Source organism: Halomonas daqiaonensis (genome assembly GCF_900109725.1).
GTDB classification, from domain to species: domain Bacteria; phylum Pseudomonadota; class Gammaproteobacteria; order Pseudomonadales; family Halomonadaceae; genus Halomonas; species Halomonas daqiaonensis.
Window position 1 is genome coordinate 140,830 of sequence record NZ_FOBC01000004.1, and the last position, 16,478, is coordinate 157,307.

General features: G+C 67.4%; 16 protein-coding genes. 8 read left to right on the forward strand and 8 right to left on the reverse strand.

Annotated features, from left to right (window positions below; translation table 11 throughout):
* Positions 1-37: 37 nt before the first annotated feature.
* The 7 genes from BMY30_RS04500 to BMY30_RS04530 all read left to right on the forward strand — a co-directional run bounded on the left by BMY30_RS04500 (position 38) and on the right by BMY30_RS04530 (position 6,889).
* Positions 38-859, forward strand: a complete 822-nt coding sequence (locus BMY30_RS04500; protein ID WP_089711022.1) for a peptidylprolyl isomerase — start codon at positions 38-40, stop codon at positions 857-859.
* A gap of 10 nt (positions 860-869) precedes the next feature.
* Positions 870-1,454 (forward strand): molybdenum cofactor biosynthesis protein B, encoded by a 585-nt coding sequence (gene moaB, locus BMY30_RS04505; RefSeq protein WP_089711024.1) that lies wholly within the window; start codon positions 870-872, stop codon positions 1,452-1,454.
* Positions 1,451-2,710 (forward strand): molybdopterin molybdotransferase MoeA, encoded by a 1,260-nt coding sequence (locus BMY30_RS04510; RefSeq protein ID WP_089711026.1) that lies wholly within the window; start codon positions 1,451-1,453, stop codon positions 2,708-2,710. The genes moaB and BMY30_RS04510 overlap by 4 nt, the downstream gene beginning before the upstream one ends.
* Positions 2,670-3,413 (forward strand): Crp/Fnr family transcriptional regulator, encoded by a 744-nt coding sequence (locus tag BMY30_RS04515; protein WP_089711027.1) that lies wholly within the window; start codon positions 2,670-2,672, stop codon positions 3,411-3,413. The genes BMY30_RS04510 and BMY30_RS04515 overlap by 41 nt, the downstream gene beginning before the upstream one ends.
* Positions 3,414-3,569: 156 nt before the next feature.
* Positions 3,570-4,334, forward strand: a complete 765-nt coding sequence (locus BMY30_RS04520; protein WP_211607234.1) for a sulfite exporter TauE/SafE family protein — start codon at positions 3,570-3,572, stop codon at positions 4,332-4,334.
* Between the two features lie 165 nt (positions 4,335-4,499).
* A complete protein-coding gene (locus BMY30_RS04525; RefSeq protein ID WP_089711031.1) occupies positions 4,500-5,903 on the forward strand; it encodes a D-alanyl-D-alanine carboxypeptidase in 1,404 nt (467 codons plus the stop codon).
* A 110-nt stretch (positions 5,904-6,013) separates the two neighbouring features.
* Entirely contained in the window at positions 6,014-6,889 is an 876-nt protein-coding gene (locus BMY30_RS04530; protein WP_244516120.1) for a DMT family transporter, read from the forward strand.
* A 4-nt stretch (positions 6,890-6,893) separates the two neighbouring features.
* Here the strand turns inward: BMY30_RS04530 and thiE are convergent, their stop codons facing one another.
* The 4 genes from thiE to BMY30_RS04550 all read right to left on the reverse strand — a co-directional run bounded on the left by thiE (position 6,894) and on the right by BMY30_RS04550 (position 10,339).
* A complete protein-coding gene (gene thiE, locus BMY30_RS04535; protein ID WP_089711033.1) occupies positions 6,894-7,511 on the reverse strand; it encodes a thiamine phosphate synthase in 618 nt (205 codons plus the stop codon).
* Positions 7,501-9,282 carry a C4-dicarboxylic acid transporter DauA gene (dauA, locus tag BMY30_RS04540; RefSeq protein WP_089711035.1) on the reverse strand — a complete coding sequence of 594 codons (1,782 nt, stop codon included), beginning with the start codon at positions 9,280-9,282 and terminating at the stop codon, positions 7,501-7,503. The genes thiE and dauA overlap by 11 nt, the downstream gene beginning before the upstream one ends.
* Before the next feature lie 146 nt (positions 9,283-9,428).
* Positions 9,429-9,944 carry a C40 family peptidase gene (locus BMY30_RS04545; RefSeq protein ID WP_425283421.1) on the reverse strand — a complete coding sequence of 172 codons (516 nt, stop codon included), beginning with the start codon at positions 9,942-9,944 and terminating at the stop codon, positions 9,429-9,431.
* 50 nt (positions 9,945-9,994) lie between these two features.
* A complete protein-coding gene (locus BMY30_RS04550) occupies positions 9,995-10,339 on the reverse strand; it encodes a hypothetical protein (protein WP_089711037.1) in 345 nt (114 codons plus the stop codon).
* Positions 10,340-10,570: 231 nt separating this feature from the next.
* Here BMY30_RS04550 and gloA point away from each other — a divergent pair, with 231 nt between their 5' ends.
* Entirely contained in the window at positions 10,571-11,104 is a 534-nt protein-coding gene (gloA, locus tag BMY30_RS04555; RefSeq protein WP_089711039.1) for a lactoylglutathione lyase, read from the forward strand.
* Positions 11,105-11,217: 113 nt separating this feature from the next.
* Here the strand turns inward: gloA and BMY30_RS04560 are convergent, their stop codons facing one another.
* The 4 genes from BMY30_RS04560 to BMY30_RS04575 form a co-directional block, all read right to left on the reverse strand.
* Complete coding sequence (locus BMY30_RS04560; RefSeq protein ID WP_089711041.1) at positions 11,218-11,955, reverse strand: DODA-type extradiol aromatic ring-opening family dioxygenase; 738 nt, start codon at positions 11,953-11,955, stop codon at positions 11,218-11,220.
* An 81-nt stretch (positions 11,956-12,036) separates the two neighbouring features.
* Complete coding sequence (locus BMY30_RS04565; RefSeq protein ID WP_089711042.1) at positions 12,037-13,194, reverse strand: lipocalin-like domain-containing protein; 1,158 nt, start codon at positions 13,192-13,194, stop codon at positions 12,037-12,039.
* A gap of 11 nt (positions 13,195-13,205) precedes the next feature.
* Positions 13,206-15,719, reverse strand: coding sequence for an FtsX-like permease family protein (locus tag BMY30_RS04570; protein ID WP_244516121.1), 2,514 nt, complete (start codon positions 15,717-15,719; stop codon positions 13,206-13,208).
* On the reverse strand, positions 15,716-16,399 hold the full coding sequence (locus BMY30_RS04575) for an ABC transporter ATP-binding protein (RefSeq protein ID WP_089711047.1): 684 nt from the start codon (positions 16,397-16,399) through the stop codon (positions 15,716-15,718). Before BMY30_RS04575 ends, BMY30_RS04570 begins: the two co-directional genes overlap by 4 nt.
* Positions 16,400-16,478: the final 79 nt, after the last annotated feature.

Consider the following 16,478-nt stretch of genomic DNA (forward strand, 5'->3'; position numbering starts at 1 on the left):
ACCCAGGCTAGTTGAGAAGAGCTTCAAGGATTCTGTCATGTTAAAGATCGATATCGAGCAGATCCCCGGGGGCGCCAGCCCCCCGCCCATCCGGGTCGGTGAGGCCACCATCGCGGAGGCCGACATCGCCGAGGAGATGCAGTACCACCCGGCGGACTCCGCCGGAACTGCCCAGCTCAAGGCGGCCCGCGCCCTGGTGGTGCGCGAGCTGCTGCGCCAGCGGGCGGCCGCCCTGGGAGTGGCCGAGGCCGCCGACGAGGCGGTCGATGAGGCCGATGTCGCCATCGCCGAGCTGCTGGAGCGCGAACTGGAGGTGCCCGAGCCCGCCGAGGAAGACTGCCGTCGCTTCCACGCCGCCCATCCCGAGCGCTTCAGCGAGCCCACCCGCTTGCGGGTGCGCCACGTGCTGCTGGCCGCTGCCCCGGATGACGCCCCGGCCCGCGACGCCGGCTATCGCCAGGGTGAGAAGCTGATCCGCCAGCTGCAGGAAGTGCCCGAGCGCTTCACCGAGTTCGCCCAGCGCCACTCCGCCTGTCCCTCCAGGGAGGAAGGCGGCGAGCTGGGCTGGCTGGCGCCCGGCCAGACCGTGGCCGAGCTCGACCGCGCCCTGCAGCATCTGCCCGAGGGGCTCCACGACCGCCCGCTGGCTTCCCGCTATGGCTGGCATGTCGTCAGCATTGACGAGCGCCTGGAGGGACGTGAGTTGCCTTACGAGCAGGTCGCCGAGCACGTCCGCCACAGCCTGCGCGAGCAGGCCACCCGTCGTGCCCTGCGCCACTACTTGCTGGCGCTGGAGGCTGAGATCGGTGTCGAAGGCATCGCGCTCGACGACGACAGCGCCAGTGCCCTGATGCAATAGGAGAGACTCCATGGCCCATGTCCACGCCGATACACCCTTCGCCCCACTCGGCCTCGCCGTGCTGACCGTCTCCGACACACGCGGCTTCAATGAGGACGGTAGCGGCGATCTGCTCGGCGAACGGCTCACCCAGGCAGGCCATGCGCTGGTGGAGCGACAGATCGTGCCCGATGACGTCTACCGCATCCGCGCGGTGGTCTCGGCCTGGGTGGTACGCGAGGACATCCAGGTGATCCTGGTCAACGGCGGTACCGGCTTCATGCCACGCGATACCACCCCCGAGGCCCTCGCACCGCTGTTCGACAAGTCGGTCGAGGGCTACGGCGAGCTGTTTCGCCAGCTGTCGCTGGAAACCATCGGCACCTCCACCATCCAGTCCCGGGCTGTGGCCGGCCTGATCGACCGTACCCTGGTGTTCGCCATGCCCGGCTCACCCAAGGCCTGTGCCACCGCCTGGGATGGCATCCTGGCCGCGCAGCTCGATGCCCGCACCCGCCCCTGCAACTTCGTCGCCATGGTGCTGCCGGAGGCGAAGCACTGCGGGTCCCGGCAGGTGAGCGCCGACGAGGACGTGGCGGAAAGGGCCGGGGCATGAACTGCGGCTGTTCGGAGGTCATCACGCCCGGCCTGCTCGACCTCTTCGATGCCCGCGCCCTGATGGTAGCGGCCGGCGTGGCGGTGGACGGCAACGAGCGGGTTGCCCTGGCGGATGCCGCCGGCCGAGTGCTGGCCGAGGATGCTCTGGCCGAGCTCGACCTGCCCGGCGTCGATAACAGCGCCATGGACGGCTATGCCTTGCGTCGCCACGAGCTTGCCGCGAGCCAGTCCGGCCTGCCGGTGACGCTGCGCGTGCCGGCCGGTGCCGGGGTGCTCAGGTTGCCCGAAGGGGGCTGTGCCCGCATCTTCACCGGCGCCCCGGTGCCGCTGGGCGCGGATGCCGTGGTGCCTCAGGAGAAGGTGAACCTGGACCGCGAGGGGCGGGTGCACATCGAGGATGGGCTGGCCGCGGGCGACAATATCCGTCGCCGAGGCGAGGAGAGCCGCGCCGGGGACGTGGTGCTGGCGGCGGGCGCGCGGCTGAACGCCGCGGCCATCGCCCTGCTGGCCAGCCAGGGCATCGCTGATGTGAGGGTGCGTCGGCGGGTGCGCGTGGCCCTGGTCAGCACCGGTGACGAGCTGATCGAGCCTGGCCAGCCCTGGGCGCCCGGCCAGGTCTACAACAGCAATGGTGCCATGCTGCGTGCTCTGCTCGCACAGCAGGACTGCGAGGTTCGTGACCTGGGCGTTGCTGCCGACACCGCAGCTGACTTGAGTCAATGCTTTGCCCGGGCGTGCGAACAAGCCGATCTGATAGTGTGTACGGGCGGGGTCTCGGTGGGGGAGGAGGACCATGTGCGCCCGGTGCTGGAGCGTCTGGGCGGTATCAGCTTCCATGGGGTGGCGATCAAGCCCGGCAAGCCGTTTGTTTTCGGCTGGCTCGGCCCTTCACTGCATGACGGTGGTACACCGCTGATCGGCCTGCCTGGCAACCCGGTGGCCTCGCTGGTGGGCTGGCAGTGGCTGGCGTTGCCCTTCGTGCAGGGGCGGCAAGGGCGTACCCCGCCTGCACTGCAGCGCTTCCCGGTCACCGCCGGTTTCTCCCGGAAGGCGCCGCGAGGCCGGCGCGAGCTCTTGAGGGTGGTGCTGGACTGGACCGGCGGTGCCCCCGTTGCACGGCTGGCCGGCGGGCAGGGCTCGCATATGCTCGGCGCCGCCAGCCAGGCCCATGGCTACCTGATCATCGATGCCGATACCCATGTGGAGGAAGGCCATGTCTACGGATACTGCCCCGGTGCCCAGTTCCTCGACTGAGCTGCTGTTTCGGCCCCGGCAGCTGCGCGACCTGGTGCGTGGGGTGCCCTGGCTGGGCGACCTCGACGATGACCGGATCGAGGCCCTGCTGGAGGACTCCACGGTACGCACCCTCAAGGCCCGCGAGTGGCTGTTCCGCCAGGATGCGCCGGCCGAATGGCTCTACGTGGTGATCAGTGGGGTGGTGCGCCTGGTGCGCAGTGCCGGCGATGGCCGCCTGGCGACCATCCGCTGCGTGGAGCGCGGTGGCACCCTGGGTGAGCTGAGCATGGTGTCCAATGCCCGCGTCTACCTCTATTCCGCCGAAGCCCTGCGTCGCACCCATCTGCTGGCCATCCCCGCAGCACGCTGCCGTGAGATCATGGACAGCCAGCCGGCCTGCCGGGCGGAGTTCTTGAGTCGCCTGGCCCTGGAGCTTACCGAACGCCTCGAGGACATGGCCCTGCTGACCCAGGCCGATGCCATGGCGCGTCTGGTCAGTTACATCCTGCGCCAGCTCCCGACAGGCCGCGCCAAAGGGCCCCGGGTGGTGCGGCTGACCATTCCCAAGCGCTGGCTGGCCGCCCAGCTGGCCATGACCCCGGAGACCCTGTCGCGCCTGCTGGCCAAGCTGCGCGAGGAGGGGGTCATCAACATCGACCGCCAGCGCCTGCTGGTGCTCGACGAGCAGAAGCTGCGCGATCTCATGCTGAACGACGACTGACGGTCGTACCGTCGTTACTGGTATGGCCCGTGTCTCTGTTTGCTCGGTGATGCGATGGACGTAACGCTGAGCGATGCCGATGGCCTGCTGCTGGAGTCGACGAGGCGATCCCGGGCTCGGGTATAGTGGCCTCCTCACATGACCATGAGTAAGTCGATGCTTCTGGAGAGCCTTTCGCCGCTGTCGGGAATGATCAACCTGGTGCTGGTGCTGCTGTCGGTGCTTACCTCGGCCTTCACCGCCGCGGTGGGTGTCGGGGGCGGGGTGCTGATGATCATGGCACTGGCTCAGGTGATGCCGGCGGCAGCGCTGATCCCGGTCCACGGCATGGTGCAGCTCGGTTCCAACGTCGGCCGCACGGCGATGACCTGGCGCCATGTCAATCGTGCCATGCTCGCCGCCTTCCTGCCGGGGGTGGTGCTGGGCGCGCTGGCGGCCGCCTGGTTGCTGGTGCGTTTGCCGGCCGGGGTGCTGGAGTTGAGTATCGCCGCCTTTGTGCTTTTTACCTGCTGGGGGCCGGGACTACCGAAACGGGCCCTGGGGCGAGGGGGCATACTGATCGTCGGCGCCGTTACCACCTTGCTCTCCAGCCTGGTAGGCGCCAGCGGCCCCGTGGTAGCTGCCTTCATCAAGCAGAGCCAGGAAGGTCGCCTGGCCAAGGTAGCGACCTTCTCCGCCTGCATGCTGCTGCAGCACCTGAGCAAGGCCTTCGTGTTCGGCGTGGCCGGCTTCGTCTTCCGGGACTGGCTGCCGCTGATGCTGGTGATGGTGGCGGCGGGCTTTGTCGGCACCTGGCTGGGCCTGCGCCTACTGCATTGGCTCCCGGAGCACCGCTTCGACAACCTGTTCAAGTGGGCGCTGACGCTGCTTGCTTTGCGCCTAGTGTGGCTTGGCGGGCAGCGGTTGGCAGGAGCAGGATGATAGACGCACTTAATTGGGTCGGGCAGCGGCCTAAAAGGGCAGGGCGAAAGGAAGGAGTAATACGGCGAAAAGTCGGGAAAAAAGTCCGGTATTCACCCTGTACAGTGCGCACTAGGCGGCCATAATGGCATGGGGGTAATTGTAAAAAACTAGAGGGAACGCGACATGGTGCCTATCACAACAAACAACTGGCGCCGGAAAGGGGGCATCTTCGCGCTGCTGACCTGCCTGCTGCTTGCTGCCACGGCCGTCCAGGCCAATCCTCGCTATGCCGGGATCGTCATCGATGCCGACAGCCAGGAGATCCTCTACGCCGAAAATGCCGATAAGCTGCGCTATCCGGCCTCGCTCACCAAGATGATGACGCTTTACCTGCTCTTCGAGGCGCTGGAGCGGGGCGATCTGCAGCTCGATTCGCCGCTTCCGGTCTCCGCTTATGCCGCCTCCAGACAGGCGTCCAAGCTGTATGTGAAGGCGGGCTCGACCATTCCCGTGGATAAAGCCATCCAGGCCCTTGTGATCAAGTCGGCCAACGATGTGGCCGTGGTGGTGGCCGAAGCCCTGGGCGGAAGCGAAGCGCATTTCAGTCGCATGATGACCGACAAGGCTCGCGAGCTGGACATGACCCGTACCACCTTCCGTAATCCCAATGGCCTGCCCGATGCCGGCCAGGTCACCACGGCACGCGACATGGCGGTGCTCGCTCGTAGCGTGATGCGCGACTTCCCTCAGTACTATCCCTATTTCTCGCGGACGAGCTTCACCTGGCGCGGCAAGACCATTACGGGTCATAACCGTCTGCTGGACAACTACGCCGGCGCCGACGGCATGAAGACGGGCTACATTCGTGCCTCGGGTTTCAACGTGGCCACCTCGGCAGTGCGTGATGGTCGTCGCCTGCTCACCGTGGTGATGGGCGGCTTCACCGCTGCCTCACGGGATGCGCACACCGCCGACCTGCTCGATCGCAGTTTCATGCGTGCCTCGCTGGCCGATGGTAGCGGCTGGCTGGCCAGTGCGGATATCTCCGGCGGCCGGCTGATGCCGGGCGAGCCCCAGGCCCCGGGCCAGCCGGTCGGCCACCGGGTTCGCCTGGCCAGCCTTGGCACATCGGCTGTGACCTCACCGGCTGCGGTGGCGGCGCCAACGGCGGCAGTGAACGCCCCGAGACAGGTGGTATCGCGGATCGTCCGTGTCGAGTCGCCGGCCTTCGTTGCCATGGCGGGCCTGGAGCAGGGCTCGGCCGATGATCCCATACGCGAGCTGATGGCCAGCACCGGTGAGTCGGCGGAACCCGTCACGCTTCCGGAAGGCATTGTCCAGCGCGGAGGCTGGGGCGTGCAGGTCGGGGCCTTCAGCGATGCCGGCCATGCCCGCACCCTGGCGTCACGCGCCGCCAACCAGCTGGCCAGCGACCTCGTCGAGGCTCGGGTCGCCGTGGGGGATGCCGGGAAGGCCGGCGTCTACCGTGCACGTCTGGTAGACATGGACGAGCGCCAGGCCCATACGGCCTGCCGTCGCCTGGTGGCCCAGGGCATGGAATGCATGGTGGTCCAGGCCAGCCTCTGAGGCCTTGCCCTCCGACACGTCACCGACTAGCGTAGTGATCTCCACCCACCCCGCCGGCCCCAGGTCGGCGGGGTAACATTTTGGGGGTTCGGCCAAGGGAGGGCATCGAGGTGTCATCGTCATTCAAGGGCATCGGCTTCATGTGCCTGGGTGTGCTCTGCCTGGCCATCGGCGACGGCATCGCCAAGTGGCTGGGCGAGGTGCACTCGCCGCTGCAGATCATCTTCTTTCGTACCCTGGTCTCGCTGCCACTGATTGCGCTGCTAGCCTATTTTGGCGGCGGCCTGAGCAAGCTGCGTACCCGTCGTCCCGGGGTCCATCTACTGCGCGGGTTGATCTACACCGGCACCATGGGCTGTTTCGTGCTGGGCCTCACCCTCTTGCCGCTTGCCGAGGCGACCGCCATTGCCTTCGCCGCCCCCATGTTCGTGACGCTGCTCTCTGTGCCGCTGCTGGGGGAGCGAATCGAGCGGCCGGTCCTCGCCGCATCGCTACTGGGGTTTGTCGGCGTGATGATCATCGTGCGTCCGGGTGGCGAAGCGTTTCAGATGGGTTCCCTGGTAATGATCGGGGCCGCCCTCTTTTACGCATTGATGATGATTACCGCTCGGCGCTGGGGCGGCACCGAGCACCTCTGGGCCATGGTCTTCTACATGACCCTGGTGCCCTTCGTGCTAACGGCCCTGGTGCTGCCCTGGGTGTGGCAGACGCCCCATCCCTGGCACTGGCCAGGATTTTTGGGCTCGGGCATCTTCGGGGTCGGTGCCACCGCCAGCATTACCATCGCCTTTCGCTACGCACCGGCCGCCATTGCCGCTCCTTTTGACTACACTGCCATGCTCTGGGCCGTGCTGTTGGGCTGGTGGTTCTGGGGGGAAATGCCGGATATCTGGGTCTTCGTCGGCAGCATTCTGATCATTGGCAGCGGCCTGGCCATCGCCTACCGTGAGCGTCGTACCACCCTGAAGCGCCGGCCGACGTCGTGACGCTTCAGTGCCGGGAACGGAAGGCTCGTGCGGCGGCCTCGGGGTCGGGATTGCCGCAGATTGCCGAGATCACTGCCAAGCCCTGGGCGCCGGCGTTCCGGGTTGCGGCCACATGTTCGGCCTTGAGGCCACCGATGGCCACGGCGGGCAGGGGGCTTGCCGCCACCAGGCTCGCCAGTCCTTCGAAGCCCAGCGGTTCGGCGTGGTCGTGCTTGCTGGGGGTGGCGAACACCGGGCCCAGCCCCAGGTAGTCGAGGCGTTCGGCATCGACGCGGGCCATCTGCTCATGGGTCTGAACCGACAGCCCGAGGATCGCCTCCGGGCCCAGCGCCGCGCGGGCCTTGGCCACGTCGCCGTCGTCTTGGCCGATGTGCAGGCCGTCGGCACCGGCGGCCAGGGCCACCTCCAGCCGGTCATTGATGATCAGCGGCACGCCGGTACCGGAAAGCGCTGCCTTGAGGCGACGCGCCTGGTCGATCAGTTCGGCATCGCTGGCATGCTTGTCGCGCAGCTGTACCACTGTCACGCCGCCTCGCACTGCCGCCACCACGGTTTCCACCAGGTCTCGGTTGCCGCAAAGGTCCGGGTCGGTGATCAGGTACAGCGAGAGATCAAGGCGCATCGTGTGCCTCCAGGCGGGACTCTTCTGTAGCGAGCCAGCGTATGGCTACCCTTCGGGCCTGTGCAAGTTCCCGGCACCAGGTCAGTCGGCCGGCCGACCTGTGGATGCCGGCCCGGCGCAGTTTGACGAGGATCCGCGCGGGTAACCCGACCAGCACCAGTGCCACCCCCTCGTGGTGCATCTCGTCGATCAGCGTCTTCAGGGCCACGATGGCGGTGCCATCCATGCTCGGCACGTCGTGCATATCAAGAATGACGACCCGTACCCTCGGGTCCACCAGGTGCAGCGAGGTCAGCGCCCTCTCGGCGGCACCGAAGAACAGCGGGCCATCGATGTCGTAGAGGGCGACCTCGTCGGGCAAGTCGTCGATACCGGCATGGGTTCCGGCGTCGATCCGCTGGGTCTGGGTCAGCAGCGACATGCGGCGGATGAAAAGGGCGGCGGCCAGCCCGATACCCACGGCCACTGCCAGCACCATGTCGAAGAACACGGTCAGCGTGAAGCAGGTCACCAGGATGGCCACGTCTCCCGGAGGAGCCGAGCGCAGGGTGTGCAGGAAGTGGCGGGCCTCGCTCATGTTCCAGGCGACGATGAACAGTAGCGCCGCCAACGCGGCCATTGGCACTAACCCCAGCAGGCCCGCCAGGGCGACCACCGCCAGCAGCACCACCAGCGCATGCACCACCGCCGCGATCGGCGAGCGGGCGCCGCTGCGGATGTTGGTGGCGGTCCGGGCGAGGGCGGCCGTGGCGGTGATGCCGCCGAACAGTGGCGCGACGATATTGCCCAGTCCCTGGCCGATCAGCTCGGCGTTGGGGTCATGCCGGGTGCGAGTCAGGCCGTCGGACACCACCGCACACAGCAGCGACTCGATCGCTCCCAGCATGGCGATGGCGAACGCCGGCCCCAGCAGGGCACGAATCAGTTCGAAGCTCAGTGCCAGGGATTCTCCATCCGCGCCGGGTAGCCGCAAGGGGGCCACGAAGCTCGGCGCGATCGGCGGAATGCCGCTGCCCGTCTCGCCTTGGGCCTCCCAGGAGAAGCGCGAGGCAATGGTCTCCACCACGTTATCCGTGCCTGGGTTACCTAGCCACTGGTTGACCGCATAGGCCACCATCGCGCCCACCACCAGCCCAATCAGGGGTGCCGGAATCGGCACGCGCAGGCGTGGCCAGAGCAGCATGACGCCCAGGGTGAAGGCGCCGACTCCCAGCTCGAGTGGATCCAGGCTTGGCAGCGAGGTGACGATGCGTCCCAGGTTCTCGACGAAGTGCTCGCCCAGCTGTCCGACCTCCAGCCCCAGGAAGTCGGGTATCTGCAACACCGCGATCACCACCGCGATCCCCGCCGTGAAGCCCAGTACCACCGGATAGGGCACGTACTGGATGAGGCGCCCCATGCCGGAGAGGCCCAGCGCCACCAGGATCACGCCAGCCATCATCGTGGCGATCAGCAGGCCGCCCAGACCGTACTGCTGGACGATGGGAAAGAGGATGACAACGAACGCCGCAGTCGGGCCCGAGACATTGAAGCGGGAACCGCCGGTCAGCGCGATGATGGCGCCCGCGACGATCGCCGTGTAGAGCCCATGCTGGGGTGGCACGCCCGTGGCGATGGCCAGAGCCATGGAGAGTGGCACCGCCACGGTGCCGATGGTCAGGCCGGCCAGCACGTCGCGGCGCAGATCGTCCAGGCCGTAGCCGTCTCGCCAGGCAGCGCGCAGCCCGGTGGCGATGCCGGGGAGTCGCGGGTACCAATGGTGGCGTGCCATGCGTGAATTCCTTTCAGGGCCTTCGTGCCGTGGGGCACAGCCACGGCATGGAGGGCGAGACGCGGTCTGGGCTAGCCAGCAGGGACGGATCGTAGCGGGAATGATGATTGTGGTGCGTGCTCGCCATTGCCGGAAGGGAGCGAGCGTCAGGGAGCAGGCGCGGCGGCACCCAGGAAACGTTCCTGCCAGTAGTCCAGCGCCAGGGCAGTGGTGGTTACTCGACGGCCCCTTCCCGGGGCGTGGATCATCTCGCCGTCGCCGAGGTAGATACCCACGTGGCTCGGCTTGCCGCCCCCGGCGGTGGCGAAGAACAGCAGGTCGCCGGGGCGCGCCTCGTCGACCCGCGGCAGGGCCTCGAACTGCTGCCGTGAGGTGCGCGGCACGCGGATGCCGGCACGGGAGTAGGTCCGCTGCACCAGCCCGGAGCAATCCAAGCCACGGTCGGTAGTGCCACCCAGGCGGTAGGGAGTGCCCAGGGCGCGCTTGGCCTCGGCGAGGATCATCGCCCGGTCGATGGAGAGTTCTCCCGGCTCCTCGCGGGTAGCGAGCTCCCGGCCCGCACAGCCGGCCAGCAGTACAATGACAAACGCCATGACCAGCAGGCGGCTGCTGGTCATCAGATAGACGGACGGGTTGCGAGGCAGGGTAGGTATCTCGGCCATTTCGGGGTCACCACGGGCGATTGTACTTTTAGCCTACCCCTGGTTACGCATCAGCGAAAGGCGATCCGTGTACCGCTGGCCAGCATCTCGTCCGGTGAGAGGGCGTGCCCCGGCACGCCGATCATCTCGTCGCCACACTGGTCTCCCCAGGTCAGCACGCCGTGAGTTAGCCCGATGCCGCCGAGCAGATCGCGGATCTCACCGGTACCAAGGAAGGTGCGGGTCTTTCCCTGGTTGTCCGAGAGTTCCGAGACGTTGTTGGCGTGGTGGAATCGCACCGTATAGATGCCATCCATCGACTCGACTTCGACGATCGGCATGAGGCCATGGGAGATGGCATTGCCAATTTCCTTGAGGGTGACATGGTCACCCAGCTGATAGGCCGGGATGGACATGGGGCTGCCTCGTGTAAGCTCGTGAATGTACAACTAGTGTAGAAGCCGACTCGGCCCTATCAAGCGAGATCTACGATGGAAGTGGTCGGCGAACGCCACGTTTGTATATGCCTTATAAAGCCAATGGTGGAATCCAGTGCCGAACGTGCCCCTTTCGGCGGGGTGGAAAAGCGCCTTGGTCGCCCTTACATCGTTGCAACTGACCGTTCACCATAGCGAAAAGGAGTCCCCATGAGCTTTCAGGGAGAACAGTATCCAGGCGTTCAGGCGCCCACCGCCGATAGCGAGGGTTTTCGCCTCAACCACACCATGTTGCGGATCAAGGATCCGGAAAAGGCGCTCACCTTCTATACCCGGGTCTTCGGCATGCGGGTCCTGCGCCGGCTCGACTTCGAGGAGATGCAGTTCTCACTCTACTTCCTGGCGCGGCCTGAAGCGGGCGAAGATATGCCAGAGGATGCCGGTGAGCGCACCGTCTGGACCTTCAGCCAGCGCGGCGTGCTGGAGCTGACCCACAACTGGGGCACCGAGGAGAAGGAAGGCTTCGCCTACCATGACGGCAACGCCGAGCCCCAGGGCTTCGGCCACATCTGTTTCTCGGTACCGGACCTCGACGCCGCCGAGGCCTGGTTCGATGCCAACGACGTGGCGTTCGTCAAGCGCGCCGATCAGGGCAAGATGAAGGACGTGGTCTTCGTGAAGGACGTTGACGGCTACTGGATCGAGGTGATTCAGGCCGATCGCCTCGGCCAGATGGGCGACTGAGACAGCGCCGCTTTCTTGACGCCTGATCTCGCCGTGATGCGTGATACGACGAGGCCGCCTGAGGGGGCCGGCATTGTTTCACCTGGGCTTGGTGATAGACGGGCGCTTCGGCTTCAAGCGAAAGCATAGAGGTCCATGGCCAGCACGCCGTGCTCCACGCTGTGGTGGAGTCGTTTGGCCTGGCCGCCTGCTCCCATGGCCACCAGAAGTGGCTGGAAGTGCTCCGGTGTGGGGTGGTTCTTGCGGGCATTCGGGGCCGATTCCCAGTCGAGCAGGGCGCTACGGTCGTCGGCTTCCAGGCGGTCATGGGTCCAGTCGGCGAACTCGCCGACCCAGGCCGGCATCGGCGCCTCCAGGGCCTGCAGTTCCGCCAGGTTGTGGGTCAGGCTGCCCGAGCCGACCACCAGGATGTCCTCCTCGCGCAGCGCAGCGAGCTTCTCGCCCAGGGCCATCAGCTCGGCGTTCGACCATTCCACCGGCAGCGATAGCGAGACCACCGGAATATCGGCCTCCGGATACATCAGCATCAGCGGTACCCAGGCGCCGTGATCCAGGCCGCGCTCAGTGGGCACGGCGTTGAGCTCCCTGGCCAGGCGCATCGCCAGTTCGGGTTCGCCCAGGGCAGGGTACTGGCAGTCGAAGAGCGCCTGGGGAAAGCCACCGAAGTCGTGGATGGTCTCGGGGCGCGCGCTGGTACTGACCAGCAGTTGCCGGCTTTCCCAGTGGGCCGAGACCACCACGATGGCCTTGGGCTCCCATTCGCCGCCCAGCTGGCGCAGGAAATCGTGGGCCGACCCGGGTGTCAGGGCCAGCATGGGGGAACCGTGGGAGATGAAGAGGCTCGGTAGCATAGGGAGCTCCAGAGAAGGAATTTCATCAGGATAGCGCCTGGTGATGGAATTATAGATAGCATGCTTGCTAATTGCTGCCTGTTAATAGCCCGTCATCTCCAGGTAGCCTTCGCCCAGTCTTTCCCCGCTTTCGCGGTCGCGGGCGATCACCTCTCCCTCCCAGTAGGCCACCGAGGTAGCCATCCAGCGGTTGGCATGGGGCGCCTGGATCACCAGATCGAGCCCTTGTACCGGGACTTCCAGCTGCCAGCGGGTGGGCATGTCGCGGCCCGCTACATGGCTCGTTTCCAACGGCGTCAGCGACATTTCCGTCCCGTCTATCGAAGTGGAGTCGCCCTCGGGCCCAATCAGGTTGCCGAAGAGGTAGTCACCACTGCCCTCGTCGCGACCACCGCGCAGCCGATAGGCCATGAGTTTGCGGCCATCGGCCAGGTGCAGCGACACCCAGTCCCAGCCGGTCTGCCAGGGCTCGAGCATCTGGCTGCTCCATTCCCGGTCGAGCCATGCGCGGCCCGTCACTGAGCGCGTCTCGCCGTCCAGGATGACCTTGCCGTCGATCCGATAGAAGGGCTGGCTGTAGTACATCGAACCCTGGCCATCGGCGGTCTTCTGGCTGAAGCCGTCCTCGCCGTGGAGCACCAGGGGCCCCTCGGCGATGAGCTCCAGCCGGTAGCCGAAGGGCTCGCCATTGTGTTCGGCCATGGCTTCGAGCTCGAGCCGCGAGAGGGGGTCGCGTTGCGGGTCGGTGACGCGACTCTCGAGCCGCCAGTTATCGAGCCAGGCCCGAAAGGGCTCGAGGGTCACGCCGGCCTGCTGGCGCGAGGGGGCGCTACTCGCTGTGAGGCCCCGGGCGAAGCGCTCGGCCACTCGATGGGTCTCGCCACGCGACACCGCCATATGGGCCATCCACAGTTGGTCGGCCACCCAGGGGCCCGGCTCGGGCCGCTCGTCGGGGGGAATCGACGCCTGGCGGAAGAGGGTCCACTGCAGGCCCAGCGACTCACCTTGCTCGTCCTCCAGGTTGGCGGTGAGGTACCACCACTCGATGCGAAAGTCGGGATGGGAACCGTGGTCCTCCGGGATACTCAGCGGCGTGCCGGGCTGTGCGCGATTGAACGCCGGAGCCTGCTCGCCCAGTCCGGCGAAGCCGGCAGAGCTCTCTCGCTGCGCCTCCCTGTCGCAAGCGGTCAGCGAGAGGGCGGCCAAAAGTGCCAGCCCGATTCGCAAGGGTCGTGTCATCGCCGGTTGTCTCATGTGATTTCCCCCTCGGCCAGCAGGGCACGGGGTGGGGTACGCCACAGGGTGACGGTGGGGATGGCGCCGGCCAGCAGGGCGACGATCACCGCGGTGGCCAGCGTCAGCAGGATATCGCCGGGGAAGAGGTGCAAGGGCAGGCGCCAGCCGAAGGCCGCGACGTTGATCACCTTCACCAAGCCGGCGGTGATGGCGATACCCAGCGGGATGGCCAGCAGGGCGGTGGCCAGGGCCATGCCACTGAGCTGGGCCAGTTGACTGGTGACCAGCCGCAAGCGAGGCACGCCCAGCGCCCAGAGCGGGGCCAATTGACGGCGGCGTTGCCGCGCCTGGGCCAGCAGGCTGGCGAGCAGGGCAAGGGCCGCCACTACCAAGGTCAGTGCATTCAGGGCCTGGGTGATGCGGAAGGTGCGCTCGAAGATGGTGGTGGCGATGCGCTTCACTTCGCGCTGATCCTGCAGGGCATCCTCGCCCAGGTCGAAGCGCGCGGTGAGCTCGCTTCCCAGGCGCTGCCCGTCGGCGCCGGGGCGCAGCACGATGCCCAGCGAGCCCGGCGGCGCGGCGAAGCGTTCTGCCAGGCGAGGAGTGGCCAGCAGCACCTCGCCGCGGGGGTTGCCGTAGTCCGGATAGATCGCGATCACTCGCACCCTCTCCTCGCCGCCGGGGGCGGAGAGGGTCAGGCGATCGCCGGGGGAGAGCCCCTTGCCGATGGCGAGTTGCTCGTTGATGAAGGCCTCGCCCCGGCTCAGCTCCTGCCAGGCAGCCTGCCGTCCCTCGAGGGTGTCCAGCAGCGGCCAACTGGGTCTCAGGTGCTCGCCCGGGGTGATGCCGAAGAGGTTCACCGGCAGGCCAAGGGAACGGGTCGTGTCGTCACTCTCGACCTCGATCAGCCTGGCCTCGCTGCTGCGGGTGGCGAGGCGTTCGGCGACTTCCGGCCGGATCGAGAGCCAGCTGTCGATGCTCTCGAACTGAGCCGGGGTCGGGCGCAGGTAGAGATCCGCCACCAGGCGCTGGTCCAGCCAGTCGAGGAAAGTCAGGCGGAAGCCGCCGACCATGCTGCTCACGCCCAGGTTGGCGGAGAGCGCGATCATCAGCGCCATCATGGCCAGGGCCAGGCGCGGTAGCTGCAGCTGGAGATCGGCCAGGGCCCACTGTGCCAGCGGTCGCCGGCGTACGAGCCGCGCGAGCCCCGCCAGCATCGCGGCCAGCAGCGGCGGCAGGAAGAGGGCGCTGGCCAGCAGCAGCATCGCCAGCATGCCGAAACCGGTCAGCAGTCCCTCGCCCGGTGGTCGGCTGGCCACCCAGGCCCAGAGCCCGAGACCCGCCAGGGCGCAGGTACCGCCGGCCAGGCCCATGGAGCGCAGCTGGCGCCGAAAGCGGTGGCGCCAGGCCTGGGCCTGGCCGAGGGCCAGGATGTCGAGACGCGCGGCGCGCCACAACACGCCGCTGCCGGCGACCAGCAGGCCGGCGAAGGTCACCCCCAGCCCGCCGAGCCAGTAGTGCCATGGCAGGCGCAGCTCGGTGCCCACCTGCTCGCCATAGAGGCTACCCAAGGTGGCGGCCACGTCCGGCAGCAGGGCGCGGGCCAACCAGACACCGCTGACGATGCCGGCCAGTGCGCCGAGGAGCCCAAGCAAGAGCAGCTCCAGCGCCAGCAGCCCGACCAGGGAGCGGCCGGCGACCCCCAAGGCACGCAGGGTGCGCAGCATGCCCAGCCGTTGCTCGAGTGCCAGGCCCAGCGCCGCCTGGACGATGAAGAGCCCCACCACCAGGGAGAGCAGGGCCAGGGCAGTGAGATTGAGGTGAAAACTCTCGGTGAGCTGCCCCGGCGAGGCCAGGGCCTCGGCACGGGTCAGTCGCCAGCCGTCGGGTGCCGCTTCCAGGGCGTCGGGGGCGGTCACCAGGCGCGAGAGCGTCTCGCCGACCTCCAGCAGCCTGGCCGCCGCGGCGATATCCATCACCAGGGTGTCTGGTGGCAGGGAGGGGGAGAGCCTCAGGGCTGGCAGCTGGTGGCCATCGGGAAGCCGGGGCTCGGCGCCTTCAGCCTCGGCGGCATCGAGCTCCAGGGCGGCGAGGGTGTCCGGTGCCAGCCGGGTCCGCCAGGGCGGGATGAGGAAGTCGCCGAGTTCCGCGGTGCTGCCCGCCACGGCGAAGGCGTTGTCGCCGGGCAGGGTCAGGGGATCGATGCCGATCACCGTCAGACGGGTGCCGTCGGCTACCTCGATCTGGCCTTCGAGCAGCGGCGAGACGGGCAGGCCCTGGCGGCGCAGGCGCAGGAAGTCTTCGCGGGTCGGGGGCTCGCCGTCCTGGCGTTCCAGGCGGTCCAGGCCGGTGGTGAAGAGGGCCTCGGCGCGAGCGTAGCTGTCCCGGGCCGAGGCGTTGATCGCCTGCACGCTGCTCCACAGGGCGCTGGCCACCCAGAGCCCCAGCAGCAACATGGCCAGCTGGCCTGGATGGCGGCGATAGTGAGAGAGCAGCGTGGCCAGGGTGATGATCATCGGGTCTCTCACCAGTTCTCTCGTCCCGCCTGGCGGGTATCGTCAAGGCGGCCGTGACTGAGTTTCAGGCAGCGATTCAGGGGAGCCGCCACTCGAGAACTGTGGGTGGCGACCAACAAGGCACTGCCGAGATCGCGTACCAGGGCCAGCAGTAGCTCGAGCACCTCGTCGGCGGTGGCCTCGTCCAGGTTGCCGGTGGGCTCGTCGGCGAGCAGCAGGGCGGGACGCGGCGCCAAGGCACGGCCGATGGCCAGACGCTGCTGCTGGCCGCCGGAGAGCTGCTCCGGATAGCGCGTCTCGAAGCCGGCGAGACCCAGCCGCTCGATCAATTCGGTGGACCAGTCGACGTCTTCGCGACCGGCCAGTCGGGCCTGCAGGCGCAGGTTGTCGGCCACGTTCAGGCTCGGCACCAGGTGAAACTGCTGGAACACCAGCCCCAGGGTCTCGCGGCGCAATTTGGCCCGGCCGGCATCGTCAAGCGATGAGATCGATCTTTCCTCGAGACGCACCTCGCCGTCGTCGGGGAGGTCCAGCCCCGCCGCCAGGTGCAGCAGGGTCGACTTGCCGCTACCCGACTCGCCCATCAGCGCCAGGCTCTCGCCGGCCTCGAGGGAGAGATCGATACCATCCAGCACCTTCAGCGGTCCCTGTGGCGTGGCATAGGCCTTGTGGACCTGGCGGAACTCGAGCATGGGAGACATCCTTCGTGGCCGGAGCTCGATGGTCCCATAAAACCGGCGTCCATATAAAAACAGCGCCACCCGAAGGTGG